Consider the following 25,196-nt stretch of genomic DNA (forward strand, 5'->3'; position numbering starts at 1 on the left):
TATCCCTAAATACCCCTTATCAACGATAAAAAAGGGCTTAAATTTTAATTTCCTCATGCTTTTTTTAAATATTTTAAAATCATGCATGCTTCCATGACTTCCACATACACTCAGTATTTCACCTGTTGTATAGTGTATAGATAGCTGAAATTTAAAGGTATGTCGCTTTTTTTTACCGCTATACCATTTCTTCTGTTTTTTTTGGACGTTGAACTAATATTTCAGTTGCATCAATCACAACAACTTCCCAATCCACTTCATCTCGATTAGGAAGTTGTTTTGGCAAGTTAAATTTTCCAGAACGGATTAAGGTATCTTCAATAACGCGTGTGATACGAATTGCACTCGTTTCAGATACACCGTAACTCATACCAAGATGGAAAAATGTTCGATATTCTCTCCAATATTCTATACATAAGAGCAAAAGATCTTCCAACGGTAATTTATGTGGTCGTCCTTTACCAATATGACAAGGTAACTCCTTATTTAGCTCGGCCAACATGAGGTTAAATGTAGCCCAACTAACACCGGTAAGCCTACGAAACTTAACGTCTGATAATTTTTGAATATCTTTGAATTTCATCCAAGGATTATCCCTTGGATTAAATAATTTTGCTGATTAATTTAAGATCAAATAAATTGTACGTTTTTTGATTTATGACGGAAGTCTATTATATACCAAAAAAATGTATTTTTAAGTTGACTAATATCCCAGATTTGTATTTGGTATAAGATAAATACACTTAGCAAGACATAGGTAGTAATTAATAAAATAGCAGTAATAATTTTAATTTGAAAAAATGCTTTGATAACAGTGATAAGAGAATATCTGAGCTGAACATTTTTTACAGAGTAGAATATTAAAGCCATTATAAGTATGGTTCCCCATGTAATTGAAGCTAATTCTCTGGTACTAAATTGATCCATGATTTAGAAAATTGTTTTAGTTTTAATGGTTTAGTATAGTTTAATTTACGTGATTTTTTAATCCCTCCCAACATCCCTTTAAAAATGGGAGAAGCTGTCACGTAATGAATTTGATACGTGAAAGTCCCTCTTTTTTAAAGAGGGATTTAGGGAGATTAATAACAAAAAAAAACCCTCACTTGAGGGGATTTTTTATATTCGACACGAATGGATTCTTCCCCCTTTGGAAAAGGGGGATTGAGGGGGATTACACCACTGAATCATCCAAATTCGGCGCTAACCAACGTTTTGCTTCATCCAGCGTCCAACCTTTACGCTTCGCATAATCTTCTAACTGGTCGCCAGAGATTTTACCCACGTTAAAGTATTCAGTTTCAGGATTTGCATAATAGAAACCGCTGACTGACGAAGGTGGCCACATTGCAAAACTAGAGGTTAAGTAAGTTCCAATCTTGTCAGTTGTACCTAACCAGTCAAAGAGTGGCGCTTTTTCAGAATGTTCAGGACACGCAGGGTAGCCCGGTGCAGGACGAATACCGACATACTTCTCTTTAATCAAATCTTCATTCGACAATTGTTCATCTGCTTGGTAGCCCCAGAATTCTTTACGGATACGCTGGTGCAAATGTTCAGCAAATGCTTCAGCAAATCGGTCACCTAAAGCCTGCGCCATAATTGCAGAATAATCATCGCCTTTGGCTTTGTATTCTTGCGACAGCTCTTCCGCACCAAAGATTGAAACTGTAAAACCACCCAAATAATCCTGAGCCACATCTTTCTGTGCAATAAAGTCCGCCAAAGAATAGTTGGCTTTGCCTGTCACTTTATCCGACTGCTGACGTAGATGTTCAAAAGTATGGGTCACATTGCCATTTTCATCTGCCACAGCAACAGTGTCGCTTGCCACACGGTTGGCAGGATAAATGCTGAAGGTGGCACGCGCATCGAAACGTTTATTCTCGATGATATCTTTCAGCATAATTTGTGCTTGTTCAAACAAGTCACGTGCTGCTTCGCCCACTACGTCATCTTCCAGGATTTTCGGGAATTTACCCGCCAGACTCCAAGAAATAAAGAACGGTGTCCAGTCAAAATATTCCACCAAGGTTTCAAGTGGATAATTGGTGAAAGTTTCCGAACCAATGAAGTTAGGTTTTACTGGAGTGTGTGCACCAAAATCAATTTTAAAGCCATTTTCAATTGATTTTGCATAAGACAGTTTGGCGGCTTTCGGCTGCTTATTGGCTAAACGTGTACGGATTTTTTCATAATCCGCCGCATAGTCCGTTGCCAGTTTTGGTTTCATCTCGGCAGAAAGCAATTGTGTTGCCACACCGACTGCACGTGAAGCATCAGCTGTGTAGTACACACCATCATTTTGATATTGCGGTGAAATCTTCACAGCCGTATGCGCTTTAGAGGTAGTCGCACCCCCAATCATTAGTGGAATGTTAAAGCCTTTACGCTGCATTTCTTTGGCAACAAAGACCATCTCGTCCAGAGACGGCGTAATCAAACCAGACAAACCGATAATATCGACTTTTTCATCAATTGCGGTTTGCAGGATTTTCTCGCACGGTACCATCACGCCCAGATCCACGATGTCATAACCGTTACAGCCCAGCACCACGCCGACAATGTTCTTACCGATGTCGTGTACGTCACCTTTTACCGTCGCGAGCAGGATTTTACCTTTGGCTTCAGCTTGGGTTTTCTCAGCTTCAATAAACGGATTCAGCCAAGCCACTGCCTGCTTCATCACACGCGCAGATTTCACCACTTGTGGCAAGAACATTTTACCGGCACCAAACAGGTCGCCAACCACGTTCATACCTGCCATCAATGGGCCTTCAATCACATCCAGTGGACGGGTTGATTTTAAACGCGCTTCTTCAGTGTCTTGGTCGATATACGTTGTGATGCCTTTGACCAGTGCATATTCAAGACGTTTTTCAACAGACTCATTACGCCATTCCAGGTTTTCTTCGGCTTTTTGCGTACCACTTTGACCACGATATTTTTCAGCGACAGCCAGCAGCCGTTCTGTTGCATCCTGACCACTTTCGCCTTGATTCTGGTTTTGAACCACATCTTCAACGGCAGCTTTTAATTCTTTATCAATGTCATCATAAATCGCCATTTGGCCGGCATTCACAATCCCCATGGTCATGCCTTTTTGAATGGCATGGTACAAAAATACTGAGTGAATCGCTTCACGTACTGGCTCATTACCACGGAATGAGAACGAGACGTTAGAGACACCACCTGAAATCATGGCATGGGGCAGATTTTCTTTAATCCAGCCAGTCGCTTCAATGAAATCAACCGCATAGTTATTATGTTCTACAATCCCTGTCGCAATCGCAAACACGTTCGGGTCAAAGATAATATCTTCAGCAGGGAAGCCCACTTCATTGACCAGCACATCATAAGAGCGCTTACAGATCTCTTTTTTGCGAGCGGCTGTATCGGCCTGACCATCTTCATCAAATGCCATCACAATCACTGCGGCACCGTACTGACGGCACAGGCGGGCACGTTCGACAAACTCGTCATAACCTTCTTTTAAGGAAATCGAGTTCACCACGGCTTTACCTTGCACGCATTTCAAACCTGCTTCGATAATCTCCCATTTAGAAGAATCGAGCATGATCGGCACACGTGAAATATCCGGCTCAGACGCAATCAGATTCAGGAAGTGCACCATGGCACCTTGTGAATCCAGCATGCCTTCATCCATGTTGATATCGATAACTTGTGCACCGGCTTCAACCTGCTGACGGGCAACATCGAGTGCTTCGGCGAAGTTTTCTTCACGAATCAGACGCAGGAATTTTTTCGAACCAGTGACGTTGGTACGTTCACCGACGTTCACGAACAGTGAATCTGGGGTGATGTTAAATGGTTCTAAACCGCTTAAACGACAAGCTGGCGCAATCTCAGGAATTTGACGCGGGCTAATGCCTTCCACTGCTTGTGCAATTGCGCGGATGTGATCCGGTGTGGTACCACAGCAACCACCGGTAATATTGATCAGACCGCTTTCCGCAAATTCTTTAATGAAAGCTGCAGTTTCTTCCGGTGTTTCATCATATCCACCGAAGGCATTTGGCAAGCCAGCGTTAGGATGTGCTGAAACAAAAGTATCCGCTACATCCGACACGGTTTTGACGTGTGGACGCATCGCATCTGCACCAAGCGCACAGTTAAAACCAATCGAGATCGGTTCTGCATGACGCATCGAGTTCCAGAACGCTTCTGCGGTTTGACCGGTTAAGGTACGGCCAGATGCATCGGTGATGGTGCCTGAGATCATGATTGGCAGTTCATAGCCCAATTCTTTAAAGACTTCTTTCACCGCAAAGATCGCAGCTTTGGCATTTAAAGTATCGAATACAGTTTCAATCAGGATGATGTCGACACCACCTTCAATCAGCGCTTTGGTTGATTCAATATAATCCACTTTTAAGGCATCAAAAGTGATGTTGCGGAAGGCTGGATCGTTGACGTTTGGAGAAATAGACGTGGTACGTGATGTCGGACCAATCACACCTGCCACAAAACGTGGTTTTTCTGGGGTTGAATATTTGGCACAGGCTTCTTTGGCCAGACGCGCGGCTTCACGGTTAATCTCGGGAACCAGATCTTGCATATGATAGTCAGACATCGAAACCCGCGTACCGTTAAAGGTATTGGTTTCAATAATGTCGGCGCCAGCTTCCAAGTAAGCTTCATGAATACCTTGAATGATTTGTGGTTGTGTCAAAACGAGCAGGTCGTTATTGCCTTTCAGATCATAAGCCCAATCAGCAAAACGCTCGCCACGGTAATCGGCTTCTTCCAGTTTATGGCGCTGGATCATGGTACCCATCGCACCATCGATAATTAAAATTTTCTTGGCAAGAAGTTCTTTTAAGGTGGCAAGTGTCGACATTCAAACTTTCTCAGTAGAAATCAAAAAACATCGGCCATATTAGCAGAATTAATGCTTGAATTCTGCGCCTCCTTTCTCAGAATGATGGATATGCATGATATGAAAATTTGATAAGTCAGTTAGAACAAGACAGGTTTTTGTTATCCGGTCTATGCAGTATTCAGCTTTAAAATGGGATCTGGCTAAAACTGGCAAAAATATATTTGAAAAATTAAGCTGATGCTTTTATTCATGAAATTGTCATATTTATTGACTATGCTCTGTACATAGAAATTATGGTCATCTTAAGCGTAGATGGAATTTCAAAGCTTTAAGCGCAAAAACAGGACACGTTTTTGAGTTCTGAAAAGCTGGAATTTTATCTTAAGTTGATGATTTATTGAATCAAACAGCAGTGTTTTACTCGGGATTAAACAGGACGAACAGCAGCAAGAAAATCTAAATTATTGCTTCATATGACAGCAGTTTGTCATATAATTGTCACAATTTAACTGAACAATAGGGGAATTCTTGAATCCTCTATTCCTGCTTGCATGAATCCTAATCAAACTCCCATAGATTCAGCACACGAGTCGGCTTCGCACAAGTCGACCAATGTTCACGTGCCGACACCAAAATTCTTTATGCCAGTTTTTCTAACTGTCATTATCTCTACTCTTATTTATATCGGTTTTCAATTGTCTGCCGATTTAGCGCATGTTCCTGCACTGGGTTTATATTCAATTATTCTCCTGGCGACGGCATTGTTTATTGCGCTGGGCTTTGAATTCGTCAATGGCTTCCACGATACTGCCAATGCGGTTGCCACGGTCATTTATACCAATGCACTTTCTGCGCCTGTCGCTGTAATGTGGGCCGGTTTCTGTAACTTCCTTGGGGTTATGGTGGCCAGTGGTGCGGTAGCTTACGGTATTATTGCACTGTTACCTGTTGAGCTGATCATGAATGTCGGCTCCGGAGCAGGTTTTGCCATGGTGTTTGCCATGCTGATCGCTGCGATTGTCTGGAACCTGGGAACATGGTTTCTTGGTATTCCTGCATCAAGCTCACATACCCTGATCGGTTCGATTCTGGGGGTGGGCATCATGAACTACATTCTGCACGCGAGCAGCGGTGCATCGGGTATAGACATGGAGCAGGTGATGAAAGTCGGTAAGGCGCTGTTATTTTCGCCTTTAATCGGTTTTGCATTTGCCGCTGTGCTGTTCTTGCTGGTGAAAAAAATCTTCAAGAAACAGGTGGAGCTGTTCCAGCCACCTGAAGGTAATAAACCGCCACCCCCTTTAATTCGTGCCATTTTGATCTTTACCTGTACCGGTGTCAGCTTTGCGCACGGTTCAAATGATGGTCAAAAAGGCATGGGGCTGATCATGTTGATTTTAATTGGCTGTGTACCAATGGCGTACTCACTCAACAAAAACCTAGATCAACAGCATATCCAGACTTTTGGTCAATTGTCTGCGCAAACGGCCAATGCGATTTATCCAGACCATGCGGATATTGAAGATGAAAAAGCGCGTCAGATCATCACGACTTATATCCAAACCAAAGAAATCACCCCTGAAGTGGTGCCTGCATTGGCGAGCCTCACAGATCATTTAGGTGAAAAAGTCGGTAGCTATAGCAGCATTAGGGAAGTGCCTGAAGCACAGGTTTCAGAATTCCGGAATGACATGTACTTAAGTACCACAGCTTTCAAGCGTTTGGACAAAGCAGAAGCTTTACCTGCAATGACGGCTGAACAGGACAAAACGGTAGATCAATACCGTGACAGTCTGGATTCATTCTTGCAATACATCCCGACCTGGGTGAAAGTGGCCGTTGCTCTGGCGCTGGGTCTGGGTACTATGGTTGGCTGGAAGCGTATTGTGGTGACAGTCGGTGAGCGTATTGGTAAGCAGCATATGACCTATGGTCAGGGTATGTCTGCTGAACTGGTGGCGATGTCGACCATTGCGGCTGCGGATGGTTTCGGGATGCCGGTATCGACCACTCATGTATTGAACTCTGCGGTTGCAGGTACCATGGTGGCGAATAAGTCAGGTCTGAACTTCCAGATGGTGAAAACCATTCTGTCTGCCTGGGTTTTCACTTTACCCGCCACAATTTGTTTATCAGGTACTTTGTACTGGTTGTTACTTAAAGTTTTCTAATATTATTAGATAAGTAAAAAACGCTGCTTCGGCAGCGTTTTTTTATGAAGTTTTTTAAAATCCTCTCCCTTGGAGAGGGTTGGAGAGGGTTGGGGAGAGGGGGAGAATTTTGAATAAAAATAATATTGACTCTAGAAGAAGCGTAGAGTCAAGGAAATCAATTACTTCTTAAGCTTACTCAATAATCCCTTGGGTAACTTCTCTGTCGCAAAACCATACAGGGCAGCAAAAGGTAATGCAGTTCGCGCCAGATAAGCCACTCGCCACAAACCACCATGATTCGCACCCTGCATCATCAATTCCAGTGGATGATTCAGCTTCACTTCAGGATTGGCCACAGAGGTAGCATTACGCAGATCATGAATCCACAGGGCTGCCATCAGTGCATTTGTGGTTTCAGGTGCAAAAGCTTCGACATCAAACAGACTGGCACCGTTGAACGCGGCTTTTAATAGCGGATTCTTGGTGACTGAATACGTGGTTGTAGATGGAGCGATATTGATGCTGACACGTTGACCCTGAGCGCGAGCTAAAGTAGCACGCCATTGTTGAATGCGTTTGGCTAGTGCATAGTTTGGACCTTGTTCTACCACCAGACAGTCACAAATCCCATAAGACTGGTCACCAGATTGAATCAGCTCATGCGCATTTTTCTGAAAAAAGTGTTTGCGGCTTACAGTCGATACACCTTTGGAAATCAGGGTTTGTACCTTAGAGCGCTCCGCATATTTCACTTTTGATGCTTCAATCACTTCACTTGGAACCGCATAGACATCGGTCGGGGTACACATATACATCAGGCTGGTATTGGCTTTTTGTTCGCTGACATATTTCATGATGGCATCCATCGCCATCGAAACACGGACATGCTTCTCGCCATCCAGATAGGCAATTGCGGCCAGATCCAGATCCGGCTCAAACTGTAATAGCCATTTAGCAATCTCGGGAATCTGAGTCAAAAGATTGGCACCGAGTTTTTCTTTTAGAACATCGTCAGGCGTATCTTCTGCAAGTGCTTCAGTACAGGGTGCATACAGCGTGGCATTGCCTTGGCTGATGGTATCGACAATCTTGCCCCAGACCCGGGTGCTGGGCAGGTCAATCGCCACAATATTGGCTTTCCATTTTGCCAGCCAGGTCAAAGGGCCAGCTTCAGATGCAGCACCAAACAGCACCATGGTTCGATCTGACAAATCAAACCATTCTGGGCGCGCCACACATTCACGCAGGGCATTGGCATGACTGGTTTCCATAATACCTTGGTTTTCCCAACGTTCAATCTGCTCCAATAAGGCATAGCCTTGCAGCTTCTGGCCGTGGTAGGGCACATACCATTCTGGTGCAGCCTGACTGCTTCCCGTCAATTTAAAGCTATGTAGTTGATCGGCGGGCAAGGTAAGGGCATCTTTCAGTAAATGCTTCTGGCCATCACGGTAAAATTCAAAGGTCTGATGCGCCTGTGCCAGACCATCTTCAGCAATTTTCAGGCTGGCTTCAGGCGAGCTTAGCCCTTGCTCGACCAGTTGCTTAAAATGCACGGTATATTGTTTGCGCCAGTTTTTTTCTGATTGTGCCTGTGCAGCACTGTGCTGATTCACATTGGCCAAAGCTGCTGCGATGATCGCGCGTCCTGTTTTTGAGCTACTTGGTTTTTGTTGATTGGACTGAAGTGGAAATTGAAGACCGTCTGGTGTAGTGGACATGCAAAATATCTCGTAAATGACAGTAATTAATATACAGATGTATACATTATCGCTGCAAAATTCACTCCAAGATTGGCAATAAGTGACATCATGACTTTTTAATATATTACGAGATGTTTCAAATAAATAAGAGAGCCATGGCTCTCTTATTTATTTTTAGCGGAAATATCAGACTTATCTTATATGTAGCCTTATTTCTCTAGCCTTCAATAACCCTGATTAAAACGGAACCTGCATCAGTTTATTCAGGAAATGCGGAATCAGGCGTGGCTCCAGAATAATGGTCATGATCACGCCGTAGGCTGCTCCCCACAAATGCGCGCTATGATTAATGTTGCTATTGCCTTTTTTGCCTGACCAGATGCTATAAGCCACATAGAGCACGGCAAAAATAATTGCAGGAACCGGTATAAAGAACACAAAAATCAGCTTCCACGGCTCAAACAGAATATAGGCAAACAGCACCGCAGAAACTGCACCTGATGCACCAAGGCTGGCCCAGCGCGGATTATTTTTATGGGTCAGATAACTTGGAATAATAGCTGCAATCAGACCGCCCAGATAGAACAGAATAAAACCCAGATCATATAAATACTGACGATAAAAGCTCTCGATCACACTGCCAAAAAAGAACAGGGTAATCATATTGAATAGCAGGTGAGTTCCATCGGCGTGAATAAAACCATGGCTAATAAAGCGGTCATATTGTCCACGTTGCAGTGCCGGTGGCCAGAAAATCAGGCGATTCATCACCGTCTCTTTAGAGAAGGCAATAAAGGACACAATACAGGTGATCAGAATAATGGTAACGGTGTGATTAAAAGGTAAATCAAGCATATAAAGTAATTCTAATGGTGCCTATTTGCCAATTATCATGCCATTAAAATTGAGCTAAAGTTGTACTTTTATAATAAATCCGACAATTTTAGTTGATTTTTAAAAATTACCCCGCATCTTCAGTTAAAATGGCCGCTTGAGCTTGAGGAAATTATTGTTATGTCGACTGAGAACAGCAGCACTCCAGTTGTTGGTGAAATTCCCAACTTATTGATTACACCAACAGCACAAGAGTATTTAAAGGATCTACTGGATAAACAAAACACCCCGGGTATTGGTGTGCGTGTTTTTGTAGAGCATCCGGGTACTCCTCGCGCTGAATGTTGCATGGCCTATAGTGCACCTGATGAAGTTGTACCGACAGATTATAAGCAGGAATATCCTGATTTCCCTGCTTTTATCGACTCGCCATCTATTCCGTATTTACTTGATGCCGTGATTGACTACAACAAAGACCGTTTTGGTGGTCAGTTGACATTCCGTGCACCGAATTCCAAAGTACCACGTGTAGGTCCAGATGCATCGGTAGAAGAGCGTATTACCTATGTATTACAGTCTGAAATCAACCCGGGCCTGGCAGGTCATGGTGGTAACTGTGCACTGGTTGAAGTCAAAGAAGACCCTGAAAAAGGTTTAACCGCTGTACTTAAATTTGGTGGTGGTTGCCAGGGCTGTTCAGCGATTGATATCACTTTGAAACAAGGTGTTGAAACCACATTAAAACAACATGTACCAGAGTTAATGCATGTCGTTGATGAAACGGATCATAGTCAATCTGAAGGTGCGTATATGAAATAAGCTGTTCTATATAACAGTTTATTTATCGCATTTTAAAAAACCTCGAAACTTCGAGGTTTTTTTATATCTGGCTTAAAATCTAATGAATCTTAATGATAATAATTATCAATATTAATTGCATTCAATTGAAAAGCTGTTACACTTCGCAACCGAATAAACATGATCTCTTCATAAATATTGGGGCGCACAAGGTATGAATAAGCCATTCTTAAAAACAACTTTAGCTTTTGCCGTATTCACAGCAATGACTGTTTCAGTACAAGCGCAGGACCAAGTTACTGAAGAAAAAGAAGGCGTAGTACAGTCTGAGACGACCAAGTTACAAACAATTGTGGTGACTGCGAGTGGGCAGGCAGTGGATGTTAAATCTGCCCCAGCTTCAATTAGTGTCATTACTGCCGAAGAAATTCAAAAACAACCCGTTTCAAGTCTGGCAGATATTTTAAAGCGTGTACCTGGTGTAACAGGGGGACTTAGTTCAAATGGGGCTGGCTCAAAAATTCAATTACGTGGCATGCCTGAAAATTACACACTTATCTTAATTGATGGAAAACGTGTAGGTTCGTCCAGAGATACCAACTATCGTGCAAACTTGGGTCATCAAGATCTAAACTGGGTTAGACCAGAAATGATTGAACGCATTGAGGTCGTACGTGGGCCAATGTCTTCTTTATATGGCTCTGATGCGATGGGTGGGGTGATCAACATCATTACCAAAAAAATCCCTTCAGAATGGGGTGGCTCATTGACCTTAAACCATACCATGCCAACGACATCTTCGGATTTAGGGCGAACCATTCAATCAGGACTCGTGGGATATGGCCCTTTAACCGATACATTAGGTATGCGTGCGACAGTCGGGATCACTGAACAGGAAGCGGATCAAGGCTATCAAATCTCTGACCGTAATCTTCCCGGAATGGCAGGAAGTAAAGCAACCGGACAATCGGGTAGTCGTGATCAGAATGCGAACTTAAAGTTCGATTATACGCCGAACGATATTCATAGCTTATCTTTAGAGCTGGGTTATGGCTTGCAAGAGAATAATGCCTCGACTACGCCTCAGGTGGTGGATGGTAAAGAACAGGCTTTATTAGCATGGGGCCCATCTGAGTTAGAACATCGTTCAGTGTCTCTATCACATGATGCTCAATGGGGTTTCGGTGATTCAAAAATTACGGCTTACTACAATGATTATGATCAAAGTCAGGTGACAGAGACTGGGCCGACCACACAAAAATCCAAGGAAAGCATTGTAGAAGCTAATCTCAATATTCCGTTTAAATTAGGTGTGGAGCATGTTGCGACAGTGGGAGGTCAATGGAAATCAGAAGAACTGGTTAATACCCGTAATATTGGGCTGGCTATTCCAAGTTATGACGGCAAAGAATATGGTTCAGAGCTAGAAGGAGATACCTGGGCATTGTTCGTTGAAGATAAAATTGTTTTTAATGATCAAGTCAATTTGACCCTTGGTAACCGTTTTGATCATCACGATAAATTTGGCACACATAATAGTCCACGTGCTTATTTGGTGGTGCAACCAAATGATGCATTGACCATTAAAGGTGGTGTTGCTCAGGGCTTTAGAGCTCCTTCACTCAAAGAGAATACTGCAGGTGCAGCGACGCGTTCAGGGGGGAATGGATGTACATCCTTGAAACCTTTAGGCTATGTATCGGGCGGATGTTATATGGCGGGTAATGCAGACCTGCAGCCTGAAGAAAGTACCAACTATGAACTTGGATTTAATTTTGCTCAAAATGATTTTGATCTCGGTTTAACTTATTTCCACACAGATTTTAAAAATAAAATTGAATATCGTGCTTTAGGAGAAATTAATGGGGTGTGGTGGACACAATATCAAAATGCTGAAAAAGCGCGTGTACGGGGCTTGGAAGCAAGTGTGGCATTACCACTTTTAGAGAATTTAAGCTGGAAGACCAATGCAACCTATTATTTTGAATCAAAAAACTTAGTGACTGGCAGAAATCTTTCAACGATTCCCGAGTTATCTGTTTATAGTGCACTCAACTGGACTCCCACTGATCCACTTTCATTGGAACTTGCAGCGCAATATACCGGTGAACAATATACGGCAAGTATTGAAGATACGGTGGTGATGCAAAAACCACATACGGTATTTAACTTATCTGCGAATTATGAAGTGAACGATCGAGTGACTGTTCGAGGTGGTCTCAATAATTTATTTGATAAAAAATTAGTAAATGCTTCAAATGATTATTATCTGGATCGTCAGGAAGTCTTTGTCGGACTGACCTATAACTTCTAAACAATTTAAAAGCCGCTCTCGAGCGGCTTTTTAAACTTTATACTTTAAGAATCTTCAAAGTATCTTCTGAATAATAAAACTGTTCCAGATATCTGCGTGTACGTTCACGTAAATGACCTTGTGAAACCATCTGTTGAATGATCGGGTTCAACAATTGCTGTAACTCATGCTGGATTAAGGCTTCATCAATATTCAGATCACGCAGCAAGCTGTCAAAAGTATGTTCCTGATTGCGTATATACCAGGTATGAACTCCATCATGAACTTGCTGTTTTAGATAATCCGTCTGACGCAAATGATCCCAGATCTCATGTCCTAAACCGACTGTCTGATTTAAATCCTGAAGCTCAATATAATTTTTCAATACCGATACCGGCATATCTTTAATTTTATGCCAGAGATTGGCCTGAAAATGATAGAGTTTTTCATCATCAAAGTGCTGGTTCAGCACATGTTCACTCATCTGGCTCAGTTTTAAAATATTCTTTTGCAGATAACGCGCAATAGTACTGTCCAGATCCGTATCGGTGACATTTTCCAGTACCGACTTGCCCATTTTCATAAAACGGGAAACCCCGGGCACGCTTTTAGCGATGACAGAATTATCCAGATAATCCTGAATGGAATGCTGGATCAGTTGCGTGATCATGGCCGAAAATGCCGGATTATTCACGACGGTCTTAATCAGACGCTGACGATGGCCACTTTTACTGGCAACATATTGTGCGATTTTATCCACGGTCAGGACTGGAATCACATCGGCAATTTTGGTCGTATCGTTGGCCGGATGTACCAGTGCAAAACGGATATGCTCAGCAATCTGCTCAATCAGAAAGCTGCTGGCAGCAGTATCCAGAATCTGTTTTTGTAAAAGCTGATGAATCAGATCACAGCTCCATAGATCTTTCAGGTTCTGTTTACGCAACCACAGATAAAACGCATGAAACTCAGTTTGAATCGTTTCAGATTGAGAAAATGCCTGATCGAGAAAATCAAGTTGAGCATCGATCAACTGCTCAATCATCGGGTGTTTCTGCATAACGGCTCTGAAACTTAATTTAAAGGAATGAGTTTATCAGCAAGCGGGTTTTTTAGGGTCTGGGTCTTGGCCAGAAAAGGCAAATAATGTTGTGCCACCTGTTTTTCTGCTTCCAGAATCGGCATATGCCCGACATTGTTCAGAATCACCGGCGTTTCGGCACGTTTCAACAGGGCATGCAGTTCTTTAACCACTTCGACATTGATGATCCGGTCCTGTCTGCCCCATAAAATCAAGGTCGGTGCTTCAACTGTGCGGGTCAGGCGGGCAAAGGTTTCCGGTGTGTAAATCCGGTTCAGCATCACGACCTGATCAATCGATTTACTGGTCTGCTCAGAACGTGAAATCAGCAGTTTTTCCTGTGCATACTGGAGCTGATAAGGAATCACCGGCGGGTTCTGCATCAGCTGTCTGGAGACATCTTGCAGATCACCGGGCTTGCTGACGATTAGGTCTTTTAGGGCTTGCGGGTCTTTGGTATAGGGCGTATTGCCCATTTTGTAGAGACCGGCACTATTGATTAAAAACAGGCTTTGCGTATCGAATGGATATTGTGAGGCATAGACCGTGGCAATCGATCCCCCCAGGGAATGTCCGGCAATATGTAAATTCTCGTCTACATTTAAGGTTTCAATGAATAAACGCATCTGAGAAGTCACATTGGGCACAGAAACATCGAAACTCTCTGGAACCTTGGTATCGCCGTTGCTCGGCAAGTCAGGAATAATCACATGATAATGTGGAGTCAGAAACTGTGCGACCCGATTCCAGTTATCTCGCGTTCCTGCCAGACCATGAATCAGCAGAATTGAAGGCTTGTTCTTGGCACCACCTTCACTGTAGCTCCAGGTCACATCACCGATTTTAAGTGTCTTGGATTGAAGTCCAGCCTGTGTTCGTTCCTGCAGCAGATGTTGTTGTAATATTTTGGCAGGCTTTTCATTCGGCTGGCTAAACATATATTGACTATGTGCAAAGCTCGGCAATGCCATCGTAAACGCGACTAAGGTCGAGCAGATTATTTTCGAGCGCAACTTTATTATTTTCTTCATTGGCACATTCCCCAAAAAATACACAGCGAGCAAATTGCTCAAATACTTCCATGTTGTAAATTTGCTATTTCAGTCAAATAAAAACATTATTCTTCATTCTATTTTAAATCAATCCTGGCGCTTGTCACCCATTAGTTTTTTGCTGAACAGCATTGAATGATTTGAAAATGTGATGTGCTGCACATAAAACCCCTGCTGAAATGAAATTAGATAAATGTTAAAAATTTAAGCAGCTAAGATTTTTTGCAAGTGACATTCAAAAAAACTGGCAGTAAAATATTGCAACTAAAACATCGGTGATAGAAAAGAATGCTCACAGCTCAAGAAGCTTTAGAACGTCTTAAACAAGGGAACCAACGTTTTGTCAGCGGTGATACCTCGCATCCAAAACAACTGAGCCACCAACAGCGCGCAGAAATGGCAGAGGATCAGAACCCATTTGCAATTGTACTGGGCTGTTCAGATTCGCGTGTCCCGGCTGAAATGGTTTTTGATCAGGGTCTCGGTGATCTTTTTGTGATTCGTGTTGCAGGCAATATTGTCGCACCATCACAGGTCGGGAGTGTTGAATTTGCGGCGGAACGCTATGACTGCGCTATTGTTGTAGTCTTAGGTCATAGTCATTGTGGCGCGATCCAGGCCACCATTGATACCTTAATGTGCCCAGATTGCCCGCCGTCGGCAAACCTGATGTCGATTGTAAATCGAGTACGTCCTTCTGTTGAAACCTTAATGCAAACTGAACTGAAAAATGACTTGGCAAAATTGTCCAAGCATGCCGTGCGTTCTAACGTATTTGCATCGGTTAACCAACTACGTCATGGTTCAGCAGTATTAGAAAATCTGATTGGTCAAGGACAACTCAAAGTGGTCGGTGCTGAATATTCACTGGAAACAGGTGAAGTATTGTTCTTTGATTTTTAGGCAAAATTTATTTAAATACAATCTAAAATAACTTAAAGGCGCTTTATAAAGCGCCTTTAATGTATGGATAGGCATTATTTAGCAGGATGGTTTGTGCTTTGGCATTTGGATGAATCAGATCCTTTTGCATCAGGGTTTTATTGCCGGCCACACCCTGCATAAAGAACGGTAACAATTTCACCTTATATTGCTGGCTCACTACCTTATAATTATTTTCAAAGGCCTTGCTATAGGCCTGTCCATAATTAGGCGGCATCTTCATACCAAATACCACAACTTTGGCCTTGGCTTTCTGGCTTTGCTGAATCAGGCTGGCTAAATTTTTTTGAATCATTTGCGGCGGCTGTCCGCGTAAGCCGTCATTACCCCCCAACTCAATGACCACAAGGTCTGGACGATGCGTCTGCAACAGTTTCGGCAGTCTGGCCAGCGCTCCACTGGTGGTTTCTCCACTGACACTTGCATTGACCACTTTATGCTGTTTCGGATACTGTTGCTCTAAACGTTTTTGTAATAAATGTACCCAGCCTTGTTGTGGCTGAATACCGTAACCAGCACTTAAACTATCACCTAAAATCATAATCGTCTTTGCTGATACCCCGAGCGGTAACAGGCACAGACTGAGCAAAAACAAGTAAGACAATACCCGAGTTTTCTGATTAAGATCTTTCATATAGGACACGTATGATTCAAAGTAGCAACGATTCGAACATCATGCCACAGGCGATTATTTCTGCCCAGAAATTGACACAAAAGATACAACTTTCACAAAAACAGCTGACTATTTTTGAGGATCTTGATCTGGAGATTATGGCAGGCGAGCAGGTGGCAATTACCGGTCGTTCCGGCTCGGGAAAATCCACATTGCTAGGCATTCTGGCAACGCTGGATCAGGCCAGTTCAGGCCAGCTCATCGTCAGTGGCGAGTCGGTTTCTACCTTGAATGAAGAACAACGTGCGTTGGTGCGCCTGAAAAATATCGGGTTTGTGTTTCAGTCTTTTCAGCTCTTGCCACATCTGACTGCCCTTGAAAATGTCATGTTGCCACTGCGTTTACAGCCCAGTTTCAAATATGCAGAAGCTGAACAAAAAGCCTTGGCGCTACTGCATAAAGTTGGTCTGGATCGGCAGGCACAACAAACCCCGAAAGTCCTGTCTGGCGGGGAGCAGCAGCGTGTCGCGATTGCCCGGGCATTGGTCAGTGAACCGAAAATTATTTTTGCCGATGAACCCACAGGCAATCTCGACGGTGAAACTGCCAAGGAAATTGAACAGCTTTTGTTTCAGTTGAATCGGGAACTGGGTACGACCTTGGTGCTGGTGACGCATGACCGCAAACTGGCACAGCAATGCCAGCGACATTTTGAACTGCTGAATGGCCAGCTGATTGAACATCCGAGTGGAGGATGAGATGACCCCTTTATTTCGTCCTCTACTCACACAAAGTTTTAAAAGTACCGGAATTTATCTGTTAATTATTGCCTTAACGCTGGCGATCAGTGCAACAACAGCACTCAAGTTTAGCAATGAACAGATTCAAAATGCAGTGGCCTTGCAGGCCGCAGAAATGCTGGCCGGTGATCTGGTACTTTCGGACAATGAGCCTCTACCAAAAGAATGGCGTGATCAGGCCAAACAGCTGGATTTACAGCAGTCAGAAGTCACTTTCTTTAGCACCATGGCCTATACCGATGAACAGTTTGTCATGGTCAATGTCAAAGCCATTGATCAGGCTTTTCCCTTGCGTGGCGAGCTGCAGGTGCAACCTGCAAAAACGAAGATTCAATCGGGTGAAATCTGGCTCAGTCCACGGGCTATGGACCTGCTCAAAGTCAAACTGGGCGATCAGCTGAATATTGCCGATGCGGCGTTTAAAGTTACCGCCAAGATTGAACAGGACTCCAATCAGGAGCTTGGATTTTCCGGATTTTCACCAACGGTGATTATTTCTCAGGCGGATGTGGCACGAACTAATGCCATTCAGGTAGGGAGCCGGATTGAATATCGCTTACTCATGGCGGGTTCTCCAGACAATACGCAAGAATATGAAGCTTTATTTAAGCAGCAGGTCAAGTCAGCAAACGGCTCGGCTGAAACGCCAGCAGAAGTGCAGGGGCAGGAGTTTGAGGAGCAAAGCAGTCTCAGGTTACGCAATGCCAGTGAAGGCAATACCCGCTTGATGAAGCCAATTGCCAATCTGGACACTTTCCTGCAACTGGCCAATATTCTGACCATTCTATTATGTGGGATTGCCATTGCCTTAACTGCACAGCGTTATGTGCAGCAGAATCAAGATCATATTGCCTTGATGCGTTGTATCGGTGCCACCAAACAGCAGATTTTATCGGCTTATCTGGCCTTGCTCGGTACAGTACTGCTGATTGCCATGTCGATTGGTACGGTGGTCGGCATTGGTCTGGGTTATGGGTTATTACAGTTAATGCTGCAACTGATTCCCAACTTAGAAATTGAATTCTCTGCTATGGCGATGCTGCTCGGGCCATTACCAGTCGCGATGCTGACCAGTGCGGTGGTGCTGTTGGGCTTTGTCATGCCGAGCCTATTGCAACTGTTGAACACGCCACCAATTCGAGTAATCCGCCAGCAGGAAAAATCAGTGCAATCCATGCTGTGGATGCTGCTGACCGGAACGCTGAGCCTGATTATTTTTAGCGTGATTCTAACCGAAAATCTGCTCCTGACTGCCTGGGTGATTGGCGCGATTATTGTGTTATGTGCAGTGTTGTATCTGACGGTATGGTTGATCTTAAAACTGCTGCGCAATCAGAAATTGAATCTGTCAGCCTATGTACGAACACCATCTCAAACAGCCTTACAGATTACCGCTTTGGCCTTGGGTCTTAGTCTGATTACAGTATTAGCCGTATTGCGCACAGACCTATTAGAGCGTTGGCAGCAACAGTTGCCGCAAGGTACACCAAATCAGTTTGTGTATGGTTTGCCGCCGTTTGACATGCCAGATCTAAAAGCTCAAATTGAGCAAAATGGCTGGAAAAGTACACCGCTTTATCCGAACGTTCGTGGGCGTCTGGTGGCCAAAAATGATCAGCCTTTTGCTCCAGAATTAGTCAAAAGCAATAATACTTTAAAACGTGAGCTGAACCTGACCCAGTCCGACAGCTATCCACAGGATAATGTGATTATTCGTGGTGACGCAGCTTTGCAACAGGTCGGCACGGTATCGGTCGAAGCCAATACTGCTGAAGAATTAGGCATCAAGATTGGCGACAAGCTCAGTTTCAGTTTGCCCGAAGGTGTGCTGGAAGCGAAGGTTATCAATTTAAGAACGGTCGAGTGGGAAAGTTTTAGTCCGAATTTCTTCTTTATTTTTGCCCCGAATAGCATGGATGCTAATGCCGGAAGTTATCTGGGCAGTTTCTATGTGCCGGAACAAGATAAGGACAAACTGGTGTCTGTGATCCAGCAATTTTCCAATACGGTGTTTATTGATGTCAGCCTGATTCTGGAAGAGATCAAGCGTATTGTGAATGTACTGGTGCAGATCGTGACGATTCTGGCCGTGTTGGTTAGTATCTCCGGTTTTCTGGTACTGATGGCTTGTCTGAACCTGCTCATGGATGAACGCAAACGTGAAGTGGCCTTGCTACGGTCATTTGGCAGCTCCAAACAAAAACTGAAAACCATGATGAGTCTGGAAATTGGTTTTATCGGACTGTTTGCCGGAGTGGTTTCCTGTCTGTTTGCCGAAGTGATTAGCGCAATCGCCAGTTATCGTATGGATTTAATGATTCAGCCACACTGGGAAATCTGGATTATCCTGCCGATTTTCATGACTGTGTTATGTGCGCTGATTGGCCGTTATCGTCTGAGCTATCTGTCGGACATTCCGCCCTTACAAAGCTTGCGTGAGATGAATCAGTAAGATTCATCTCCATGGCTTTTTAAATTCGCTGGCATTTAAAGCGGCAATGATTTAAAGCTGCAATTGTTGTCGCATCAGGTCGAGAATATCTTGCCACAGTGGGCGAATTGCTTCGATCAAGGCCAAGTTATGTTGATAAAGCAGCACACAGAGGCCGAAACCAATCACTAAAGCGATCAGATTGATCATGCGGCTATGCTGCATTTTTTGTCCGGCGTACCACAGCAAGGTTAAAAAAGCGCCCATCAACATGCCACCAATATGTGCGGCATTGTTGATTCCGCTGATCATAAAGCCCATGGCCAGGTTCAGACCCATCACCATCACCAAGGTCTTTTTATCTAGAATAAAACGTTGCTGGGGCAGCATCGGCAACAGGGCCAATACCGTCAGTGAAGCGCCGAGTCCCATCACCGCACCGGATGCACCGGCACTGACCGCCGGCAATAAACTTGGGTTGGCCACACCCCCTGCAATCAGATCATAGCTGTCCTGAATGTTCATATAGCCACTGAGCAAACTGCCCATTAAGCCGGCACACAGGTATAAGCCAATAAAATACATCCGGCCAAACAGTTGTTCGGCAACACTACCAAAAATATACAAGGCCCACATATTCAACATCAGGTGAATCAGGCCAAAATGGAAAAACATGCTGCTAAACAAACGCATGGGTTCCGCTAAATAGGTTAAAGGTGCATAATCGGCACCCCAGAGAATCGCATCTCGGGTACTCGGCTGGCTGATATCCATACCATTGATGGCCTGCCAGCCAAATAATCCGACATTAATCGCGATTAAAATGGCCGTGATCCACCAGAGCTGTATTTCAAGTTTGCGGTGTACGACAGGGGGAGCGTATTTAGACATGCTATTTTTTTTGCTGTGATTGTATATTTCGAATAAGCTTAACACGAAAAATCAAATTTTCAGGAGTAACGCACTGACATGAAAGCCTTTCTGATCCGCACGATATTAGTCATCGTCAGTGTGATTTTACTGATTCAATTGTGGATCTTTGCCAGTCTGGCCTGGTGGCGAACCAATCCGGTCAATACCACCATGATGATGCGGATTGATTACTGGACGGAACCTTCCAAAGCCATTCAACATCAATGGCGTCCCTATGATGAGATCAGCCTGAATCTGAAACGTGCCATTGTCACTGCAGAAGATGGAAAATTCATTCATCACCATGGTTTTGACTGGGACGGCATTCAAACTGCGCTGAATAAAAACCGGGATCAGGGCCGGGTGGTGGCTGGGGGGTCTACCATTTCCCAGCAATTGGCGAAAAACCTATTTCTGGTTAATAAGCGTTCATTTGTACGTAAAGGCCAGGAAGCGGTGGCCACCTGGATGATGGAACGCATGTGGTCGAAACAGCGGATTCTGGAAGTCTATTTAAACTCGATTGAATTTGGTGACAATATCTATGGCGTAGAAGCCGCAGCCAAACATTATTTTGGCAAAACTGCGCAAAGCCTGACTCAGGATCAAGCGATCTTTCTGGCGGCCATTCTGACCAATCCAAAATATTTTCAGGATCATCGCAACTCCTCTGCCTTAAATGCACGCAAGCGCATGATTCAGCGTTATATGCGTTATGCAGAATTGCCTTAAATAATTATTTAAAGAAAAAGCCCAGTTTTTGGGCCTTTTTTTATGAAATTGTCATCAATTTGAAGCATACTTGAACTGATAAGCACAATTTTAAATCCGCATAGGTTTGATATGAATACGGCAGCCAGCACTACTTCAGCACAGCCCGAATATACATATAATGATCGTTATATAAATCGTGAACTGTCTATTTTAGACTTCCATTTACGCGTCCTGGAACAGGCTGTCGATCCTTTACATCCCTTGCTTGAACGCATGAATTTCCTGTTAATTTTCTCGCGTAATCTGGACGAATTTTTTGAGATTCGGGTCGCAGGAATGATGGAACAGTTAGATTTGGACAATGAAAGTCGCAGTCCGGATGGCCTGACCCCAAAGCAGGTGCTGGAACAGATTTCCAAAACTGCACATGCTGCGATTGAACGCCAGTACCGTATTTTAAATGAAGAAATTTTGCCAAAACTGCGTGAGGAAGATATCTGTTTCTTGCGCCGTGGTGAACTGACTCCGGCACAATCGGCCTGGGTGAAAAAATATTTTCAGGAACAGGTTGCGCCCGTCCTGACGCCAATTAGCCTAGACCCTGCACATCCGTTTCCACGTCTGGTGAATAAATCACTGAACTTTATTGTGACTCTCGAAGGTAAAGATGCCTTTGGCCGTCAGATTGATCTGGCTGTGGTGCCAGCGCCACGTTCGTTACCACGCGTGGTACGTCTGCCAGATGAATTAACCGATGGCAAAGAGCATCATGTGATGCTGTCCGCGATTATTCATGAACATGTTTCGGATCTGTTCCCGGGCATGACAGCGACCGGTTGCTATCAGTTCCGTGTCACGCGTAATGCCGATCTGGCCCTGAATGAAGATGTTGAAGATTTGGCTAAGGCGCTTAAAGGCGAACTCAGTTCACGCCGTTTTGGCCGTGCTGTACGTCTGGAAGTGACAGAAAACTGTCCGCAGCATATTTATGAATATCTGCTGAATGAATTTGATCTGGAAGAAGAGCAGCTTTATAAAGTCGCAGGCCCAGTTAATCTGGCGCGCTTATTGTCTAATTTCAAGCGCCCGCATTTACGCTATGATTCACATACCCCGATCATTCCCAAAGTACTAAAAAAATCTGAAAATATTTTTAGTGCCATGCAAAAACAGGATATCTTGCTGCATCATCCGTTTGAGTCTTTTGCACCGGTCATTTCATTGTTGCGTGAAGCTGCACGTGATCCACAAGTGCTGGCGATCAAACAGACCTTGTACCGCAGTGGCCCGGATTCTGAAATCGTGCAGGTGCTGGCGGAAGCTGCCCGCAATGGCAAGGAAGTCACGGCCGTGATTGAATTGCGTGCACGTTTCGATGAAGAATCCAATATCGAAGTGGCCAATGTCCTGCAAGAAGCCGGTGCGGTAGTGGTCTATGGCATCGTTGGCTATAAAACCCATGCCAAAATGATTCTGGTGGTACGCCGGGAAAATAATAAACTGGTGCGCTATGTGCATCTGGGAACCGGCAACTATCATGCCGGCAATGCGCGAATCTATACCGATTATGGTTTGCTCACCACGGATAAAGACCTGTGTGAAGATGTGCACCGTATCTTTCAGGAGCTGACCGGTATGGGAAAAATGGCCAAGCTGAAAAAGCTGTTACATGCGCCATTTACCTTACATACCCAACTCATTAATTATATTGATAATGAAATCGTGAATGCCAAGGCAGGCAAGCCGGCGCAGATTATTGTCAAAGTTAATGCGCTGACCGAGATGCAGTTGATCAATAAACTCTATGAAGCTTCTCAGGCGGGGGTACAAATTGACCTGATTATCCGCTCGATTTGTAGTTTGCGTCCGGGATTGCCAGGTTTGTCTGAAAATATTCGGGTACGTTCGATTGTCGGGCGTTTCTTGGAACATACCCGCGTGTATTATTTCAGCAATAACGGTAATGCACGGGTTTACTGTTCAAGCGCAGACTGGATGGATCGTAACCTGTTTAACCGGGTCGAAGCCTGCTTCCCAGTAGAAGATGAAGCGTTGAAAAAACGCATCTATCAACAGGGGCTACTTAACTATCTGAAAGATAATCAGCAATCCTGGTTATTACAAGGGGATGGAACCTGGCTGCGGGCACAGCTGCAAGAAGGTGAAAAGCCACATAATGCTCAACGCATTTTATTGGACTTGTTTAAATAAATGCTCTCAAGAGGCTGAAAATTCAGCCTCTTTTCTATCCAGAAAATAGCATTCAAGGGTTTTAATCAGAGGATATCAGCATTTTGCGATAGATCTGTTTGACCTGGGCATACATTTGATAATCAGTCAGCTGGAGCTGGTGCTGTATGTCTACTGGGGGTTTTTGCTGGCTGAGTAAGCGTAAGAGCTGCAATTCGGTTACCTTGAGACAGGGTTTCCCAGTGAGCTGGTACAGGATATGTTCTGCCAGTTCAGCATGGATATAGGCACCGCCGCGCAAGACAATTTTCAGGCTTTCAGCAAACTGGATGAATGAAGCCTGAGGTTGGATATAGCTATTTGCACCAGATAAGATTGCTGAATAAATGAGTGCTGTGGATTCACTCTTGAGTACGGCAACTACAGGTGTATTTGGGTTATGCCGTTTCATCTGGCCGATGAAATGAATCTGTGAGGCTTCTGTCAGGTGATAAAGAATCAAGTTAGGTAGATGTTCGGCAATCATCTCTTGTGCAGATTGGAAATTGTCTGCATACAGCAGCATATCTGGTTGATAGCCCAGTTGTTGTAGCACAGTCTGAGTTTTGGACAGGTCCAGGTCAGTAGATGAAGCGATGACTAAAACCGGTGCAGGCAAGAGGGCAGCCAATAAGCTCAATCCTGTTGATTCTGAGAGAAGGCTATACTGTGGATGAAGCAAAATAAAATGAATATCCCAAAAAATAGGGATTTAACGATAATTACCTCATCTTCGTCTTAAATAGCATTTATTACAGATTAAAACCGATGACATTAACAGTCAGCTTGAGACTTTAGCAGGTCTATGATGGTTGGTTATATCCACTTTGAGATATAAAAAAAGGAGCAACGGGTGTGCTCCTTTTAATCATCTAAAATTTTAGCTCAAGCAGCATTGTGCTGAGTGATTTTTTGGAAAATCTGTAATAACACATCAAACTCGCTTTGTAGCGGCGTACTTTTACGCGTCACCAATGCCAGGGTGCGACTTGGCGCAGAGTTGATTGGCTTGACCAGAATCTCAGGGTTGGCTTTGATCATATTGGTATAAATCGCAATTTCTGGCAATAAAGTAAAACCAAGATTTGCAGAGACCATTTCGATTAAAGTCGGCAAAGAGCTGGCTTTTAAACGATGATCATTTTTACGCTCACCAATCGGGCAGGCACTCAGGGCATGATCACGTAAGCAATGACCTTCCTCAAGTAACATCAGGCGAGACAGATCAAGATCTTCCAGAGAATTCGCTTGTGCAGCGTGTTGGTCTGATTTTTGATAAACCAGATACAGATTCTCTTTGGCAATCTCGGCCACTTTCAGGCCACGTGTATCGAAAGGTAGCGCCAAGGCCACCATATCCAGGTTGCCATGTTCCAGTTTTTCTACAATTTTCTCGCTTTGTGCTTCATGCAGATGCAACTGGATTTTTGGTAATTGTTTATGCACTTCTTCTAGCAGCTGTGACAGCAGGAAGGGAGCAATCGTAGGAATCACGCCAAGATGTAAATCACCGGTTAAGGGTTCACTCATCTCACGACTTAAGCGCATCAAGTCCTGGGCATCAGCCAGTAGAACACGTGCGCGTGCAACCACTTGTTCACCAAGAGGCGTTAAACGAACATTCTGGCGGTCGCGTTCAACAAGTACGCCACCGAGTAAACGCTCCAGCTCCATAATGCCGCCAGACAAAGTTGACTGGGTGACAAATGAGCGGCGAGCAGCTTCTGTAAAATGTAGCGTCTCTGACAGTGTTACGAGGTATGACAGCTGTCTTAAGGAGGGTAGTGCAGCCATAGTG

18 protein-coding genes and 1 pseudogene are annotated in these 25,196 nt (G+C 44.0%); 8 read left to right on the plus strand and 11 right to left on the minus strand.

Features of this window, described 5'->3' with window-relative positions:
• From FTV30_RS09685 to metH, 3 genes and pseudogenes are all read right to left on the minus strand, one after another.
• Positions 1-141 (minus strand): annotated as a pseudogene (locus FTV30_RS09685) (IS5/IS1182 family transposase); the annotation flags it as partial.
• A gap of 37 nt (positions 142-178) precedes the next feature.
• Positions 179-583 carry a transposase family protein gene (locus FTV30_RS09690; RefSeq protein ID WP_180001510.1) on the minus strand — a complete coding sequence of 135 codons (405 nt, stop codon included), beginning with the start codon at positions 581-583 and terminating at the stop codon, positions 179-181.
• A gap of 591 nt (positions 584-1,174) precedes the next feature.
• Positions 1,175-4,861 (minus strand): methionine synthase, encoded by a 3,687-nt coding sequence (gene metH, locus FTV30_RS09695; protein WP_180001511.1) that lies wholly within the window; start codon positions 4,859-4,861, stop codon positions 1,175-1,177.
• 533 nt (positions 4,862-5,394) lie between these two features.
• On the opposite strand from metH, the gene FTV30_RS09700 reads away from it, so the two are divergent.
• Entirely contained in the window at positions 5,395-7,014 is a 1,620-nt protein-coding gene (locus FTV30_RS09700) for an inorganic phosphate transporter (RefSeq protein ID WP_005096235.1), read from the plus strand.
• Positions 7,015-7,175: 161 nt separating this feature from the next.
• On the opposite strand, the gene FTV30_RS09705 is transcribed toward FTV30_RS09700, so the two are convergent.
• A complete protein-coding gene (locus FTV30_RS09705; protein WP_180001512.1) occupies positions 7,176-8,717 on the minus strand; it encodes a hypothetical protein in 1,542 nt (513 codons plus the stop codon).
• 219 nt (positions 8,718-8,936) lie between these two features.
• Positions 8,937-9,554: a rhomboid family intramembrane serine protease gene (locus FTV30_RS09710; RefSeq protein WP_005096237.1), complete on the minus strand. Its 618-nt coding sequence runs from the start codon at positions 9,552-9,554 to the stop codon at positions 8,937-8,939.
• Between the two features lie 159 nt (positions 9,555-9,713).
• On the opposite strand from FTV30_RS09710, the gene nfuA reads away from it, so the two are divergent.
• Both nfuA and FTV30_RS09720 read left to right on the plus strand, forming a co-directional pair.
• Entirely contained in the window at positions 9,714-10,352 is a 639-nt protein-coding gene (gene nfuA / locus FTV30_RS09715; RefSeq protein ID WP_004279400.1) for a Fe-S biogenesis protein NfuA, read from the plus strand.
• Between the two features lie 193 nt (positions 10,353-10,545).
• A complete protein-coding gene (locus FTV30_RS09720; RefSeq protein ID WP_180001513.1) occupies positions 10,546-12,645 on the plus strand; it encodes a TonB-dependent receptor domain-containing protein in 2,100 nt (699 codons plus the stop codon).
• Between the two features lie 37 nt (positions 12,646-12,682).
• Here the strand turns inward: FTV30_RS09720 and FTV30_RS09725 are convergent, their stop codons facing one another.
• Together FTV30_RS09725 and FTV30_RS09730 are read right to left on the minus strand one after the other, a co-directional pair.
• Complete coding sequence (locus FTV30_RS09725; protein ID WP_180001514.1) at positions 12,683-13,684, minus strand: hypothetical protein; 1,002 nt, start codon at positions 13,682-13,684, stop codon at positions 12,683-12,685.
• A 14-nt stretch (positions 13,685-13,698) separates the two neighbouring features.
• Positions 13,699-14,736, minus strand: a complete 1,038-nt coding sequence (locus FTV30_RS09730) for an alpha/beta fold hydrolase (protein ID WP_159138419.1) — start codon at positions 14,734-14,736, stop codon at positions 13,699-13,701.
• Between the two features lie 309 nt (positions 14,737-15,045).
• On the opposite strand from FTV30_RS09730, the gene FTV30_RS09735 reads away from it, so the two are divergent.
• Complete coding sequence (locus FTV30_RS09735) at positions 15,046-15,660, plus strand: carbonic anhydrase (protein ID WP_005096244.1); 615 nt, start codon at positions 15,046-15,048, stop codon at positions 15,658-15,660.
• Positions 15,661-15,703: 43 nt separating this feature from the next.
• Here FTV30_RS09735 and FTV30_RS09740 read toward each other — a convergent pair whose 3' ends face one another.
• Entirely contained in the window at positions 15,704-16,333 is a 630-nt protein-coding gene (locus FTV30_RS09740) for an arylesterase (RefSeq protein WP_005096245.1), read from the minus strand.
• 11 nt (positions 16,334-16,344) lie between these two features.
• Here FTV30_RS09740 and FTV30_RS09745 point away from each other — a divergent pair, with 11 nt between their 5' ends.
• On the plus strand, positions 16,345-17,070 hold the full coding sequence (locus FTV30_RS09745) for an ABC transporter ATP-binding protein (RefSeq protein ID WP_005096248.1): 726 nt from the start codon (positions 16,345-16,347) through the stop codon (positions 17,068-17,070).
• A 1-nt stretch (position 17,071) separates the two neighbouring features.
• Positions 17,072-19,564, plus strand: a complete 2,493-nt coding sequence (locus tag FTV30_RS09750; RefSeq protein ID WP_180001515.1) for an ABC transporter permease — start codon at positions 17,072-17,074, stop codon at positions 19,562-19,564.
• Positions 19,565-19,615: 51 nt separating this feature from the next.
• Here FTV30_RS09750 and FTV30_RS09755 read toward each other — a convergent pair whose 3' ends face one another.
• On the minus strand, positions 19,616-20,434 hold the full coding sequence (locus tag FTV30_RS09755) for a rhomboid family intramembrane serine protease (RefSeq protein WP_180001516.1): 819 nt from the start codon (positions 20,432-20,434) through the stop codon (positions 19,616-19,618).
• A 78-nt stretch (positions 20,435-20,512) separates the two neighbouring features.
• Here FTV30_RS09755 and mtgA point away from each other — a divergent pair, with 78 nt between their 5' ends.
• On the plus strand, positions 20,513-21,187 hold the full coding sequence (mtgA, locus tag FTV30_RS09760; protein ID WP_005096252.1) for a monofunctional biosynthetic peptidoglycan transglycosylase: 675 nt from the start codon (positions 20,513-20,515) through the stop codon (positions 21,185-21,187).
• A 111-nt stretch (positions 21,188-21,298) separates the two neighbouring features.
• Complete coding sequence (gene ppk1, locus FTV30_RS09765) at positions 21,299-23,380, plus strand: polyphosphate kinase 1 (protein WP_100355284.1); 2,082 nt, start codon at positions 21,299-21,301, stop codon at positions 23,378-23,380.
• Positions 23,381-23,441: 61 nt separating this feature from the next.
• Here ppk1 and FTV30_RS09770 read toward each other — a convergent pair whose 3' ends face one another.
• Both FTV30_RS09770 and oxyR read right to left on the minus strand, forming a co-directional pair.
• The gene (locus FTV30_RS09770) at positions 23,442-24,029 is read right to left on the minus strand and encodes a response regulator transcription factor (protein ID WP_180001517.1); all 588 of its coding nucleotides are present in this window, start codon (positions 24,027-24,029) and stop codon (positions 23,442-23,444) included.
• 254 nt (positions 24,030-24,283) lie between these two features.
• The gene (gene oxyR, locus FTV30_RS09775) at positions 24,284-25,192 is read right to left on the minus strand and encodes a LysR family transcriptional regulator OxyR (RefSeq protein ID WP_005172010.1); all 909 of its coding nucleotides are present in this window, start codon (positions 25,190-25,192) and stop codon (positions 24,284-24,286) included.
• Positions 25,193-25,196 lie beyond the last annotated feature (4 nt).

The organism is Acinetobacter sp. YH12255, assembly GCF_013417355.1.
In the GTDB taxonomy this organism is placed as follows: domain Bacteria; phylum Pseudomonadota; class Gammaproteobacteria; order Pseudomonadales; family Moraxellaceae; genus Acinetobacter; species Acinetobacter pseudolwoffii.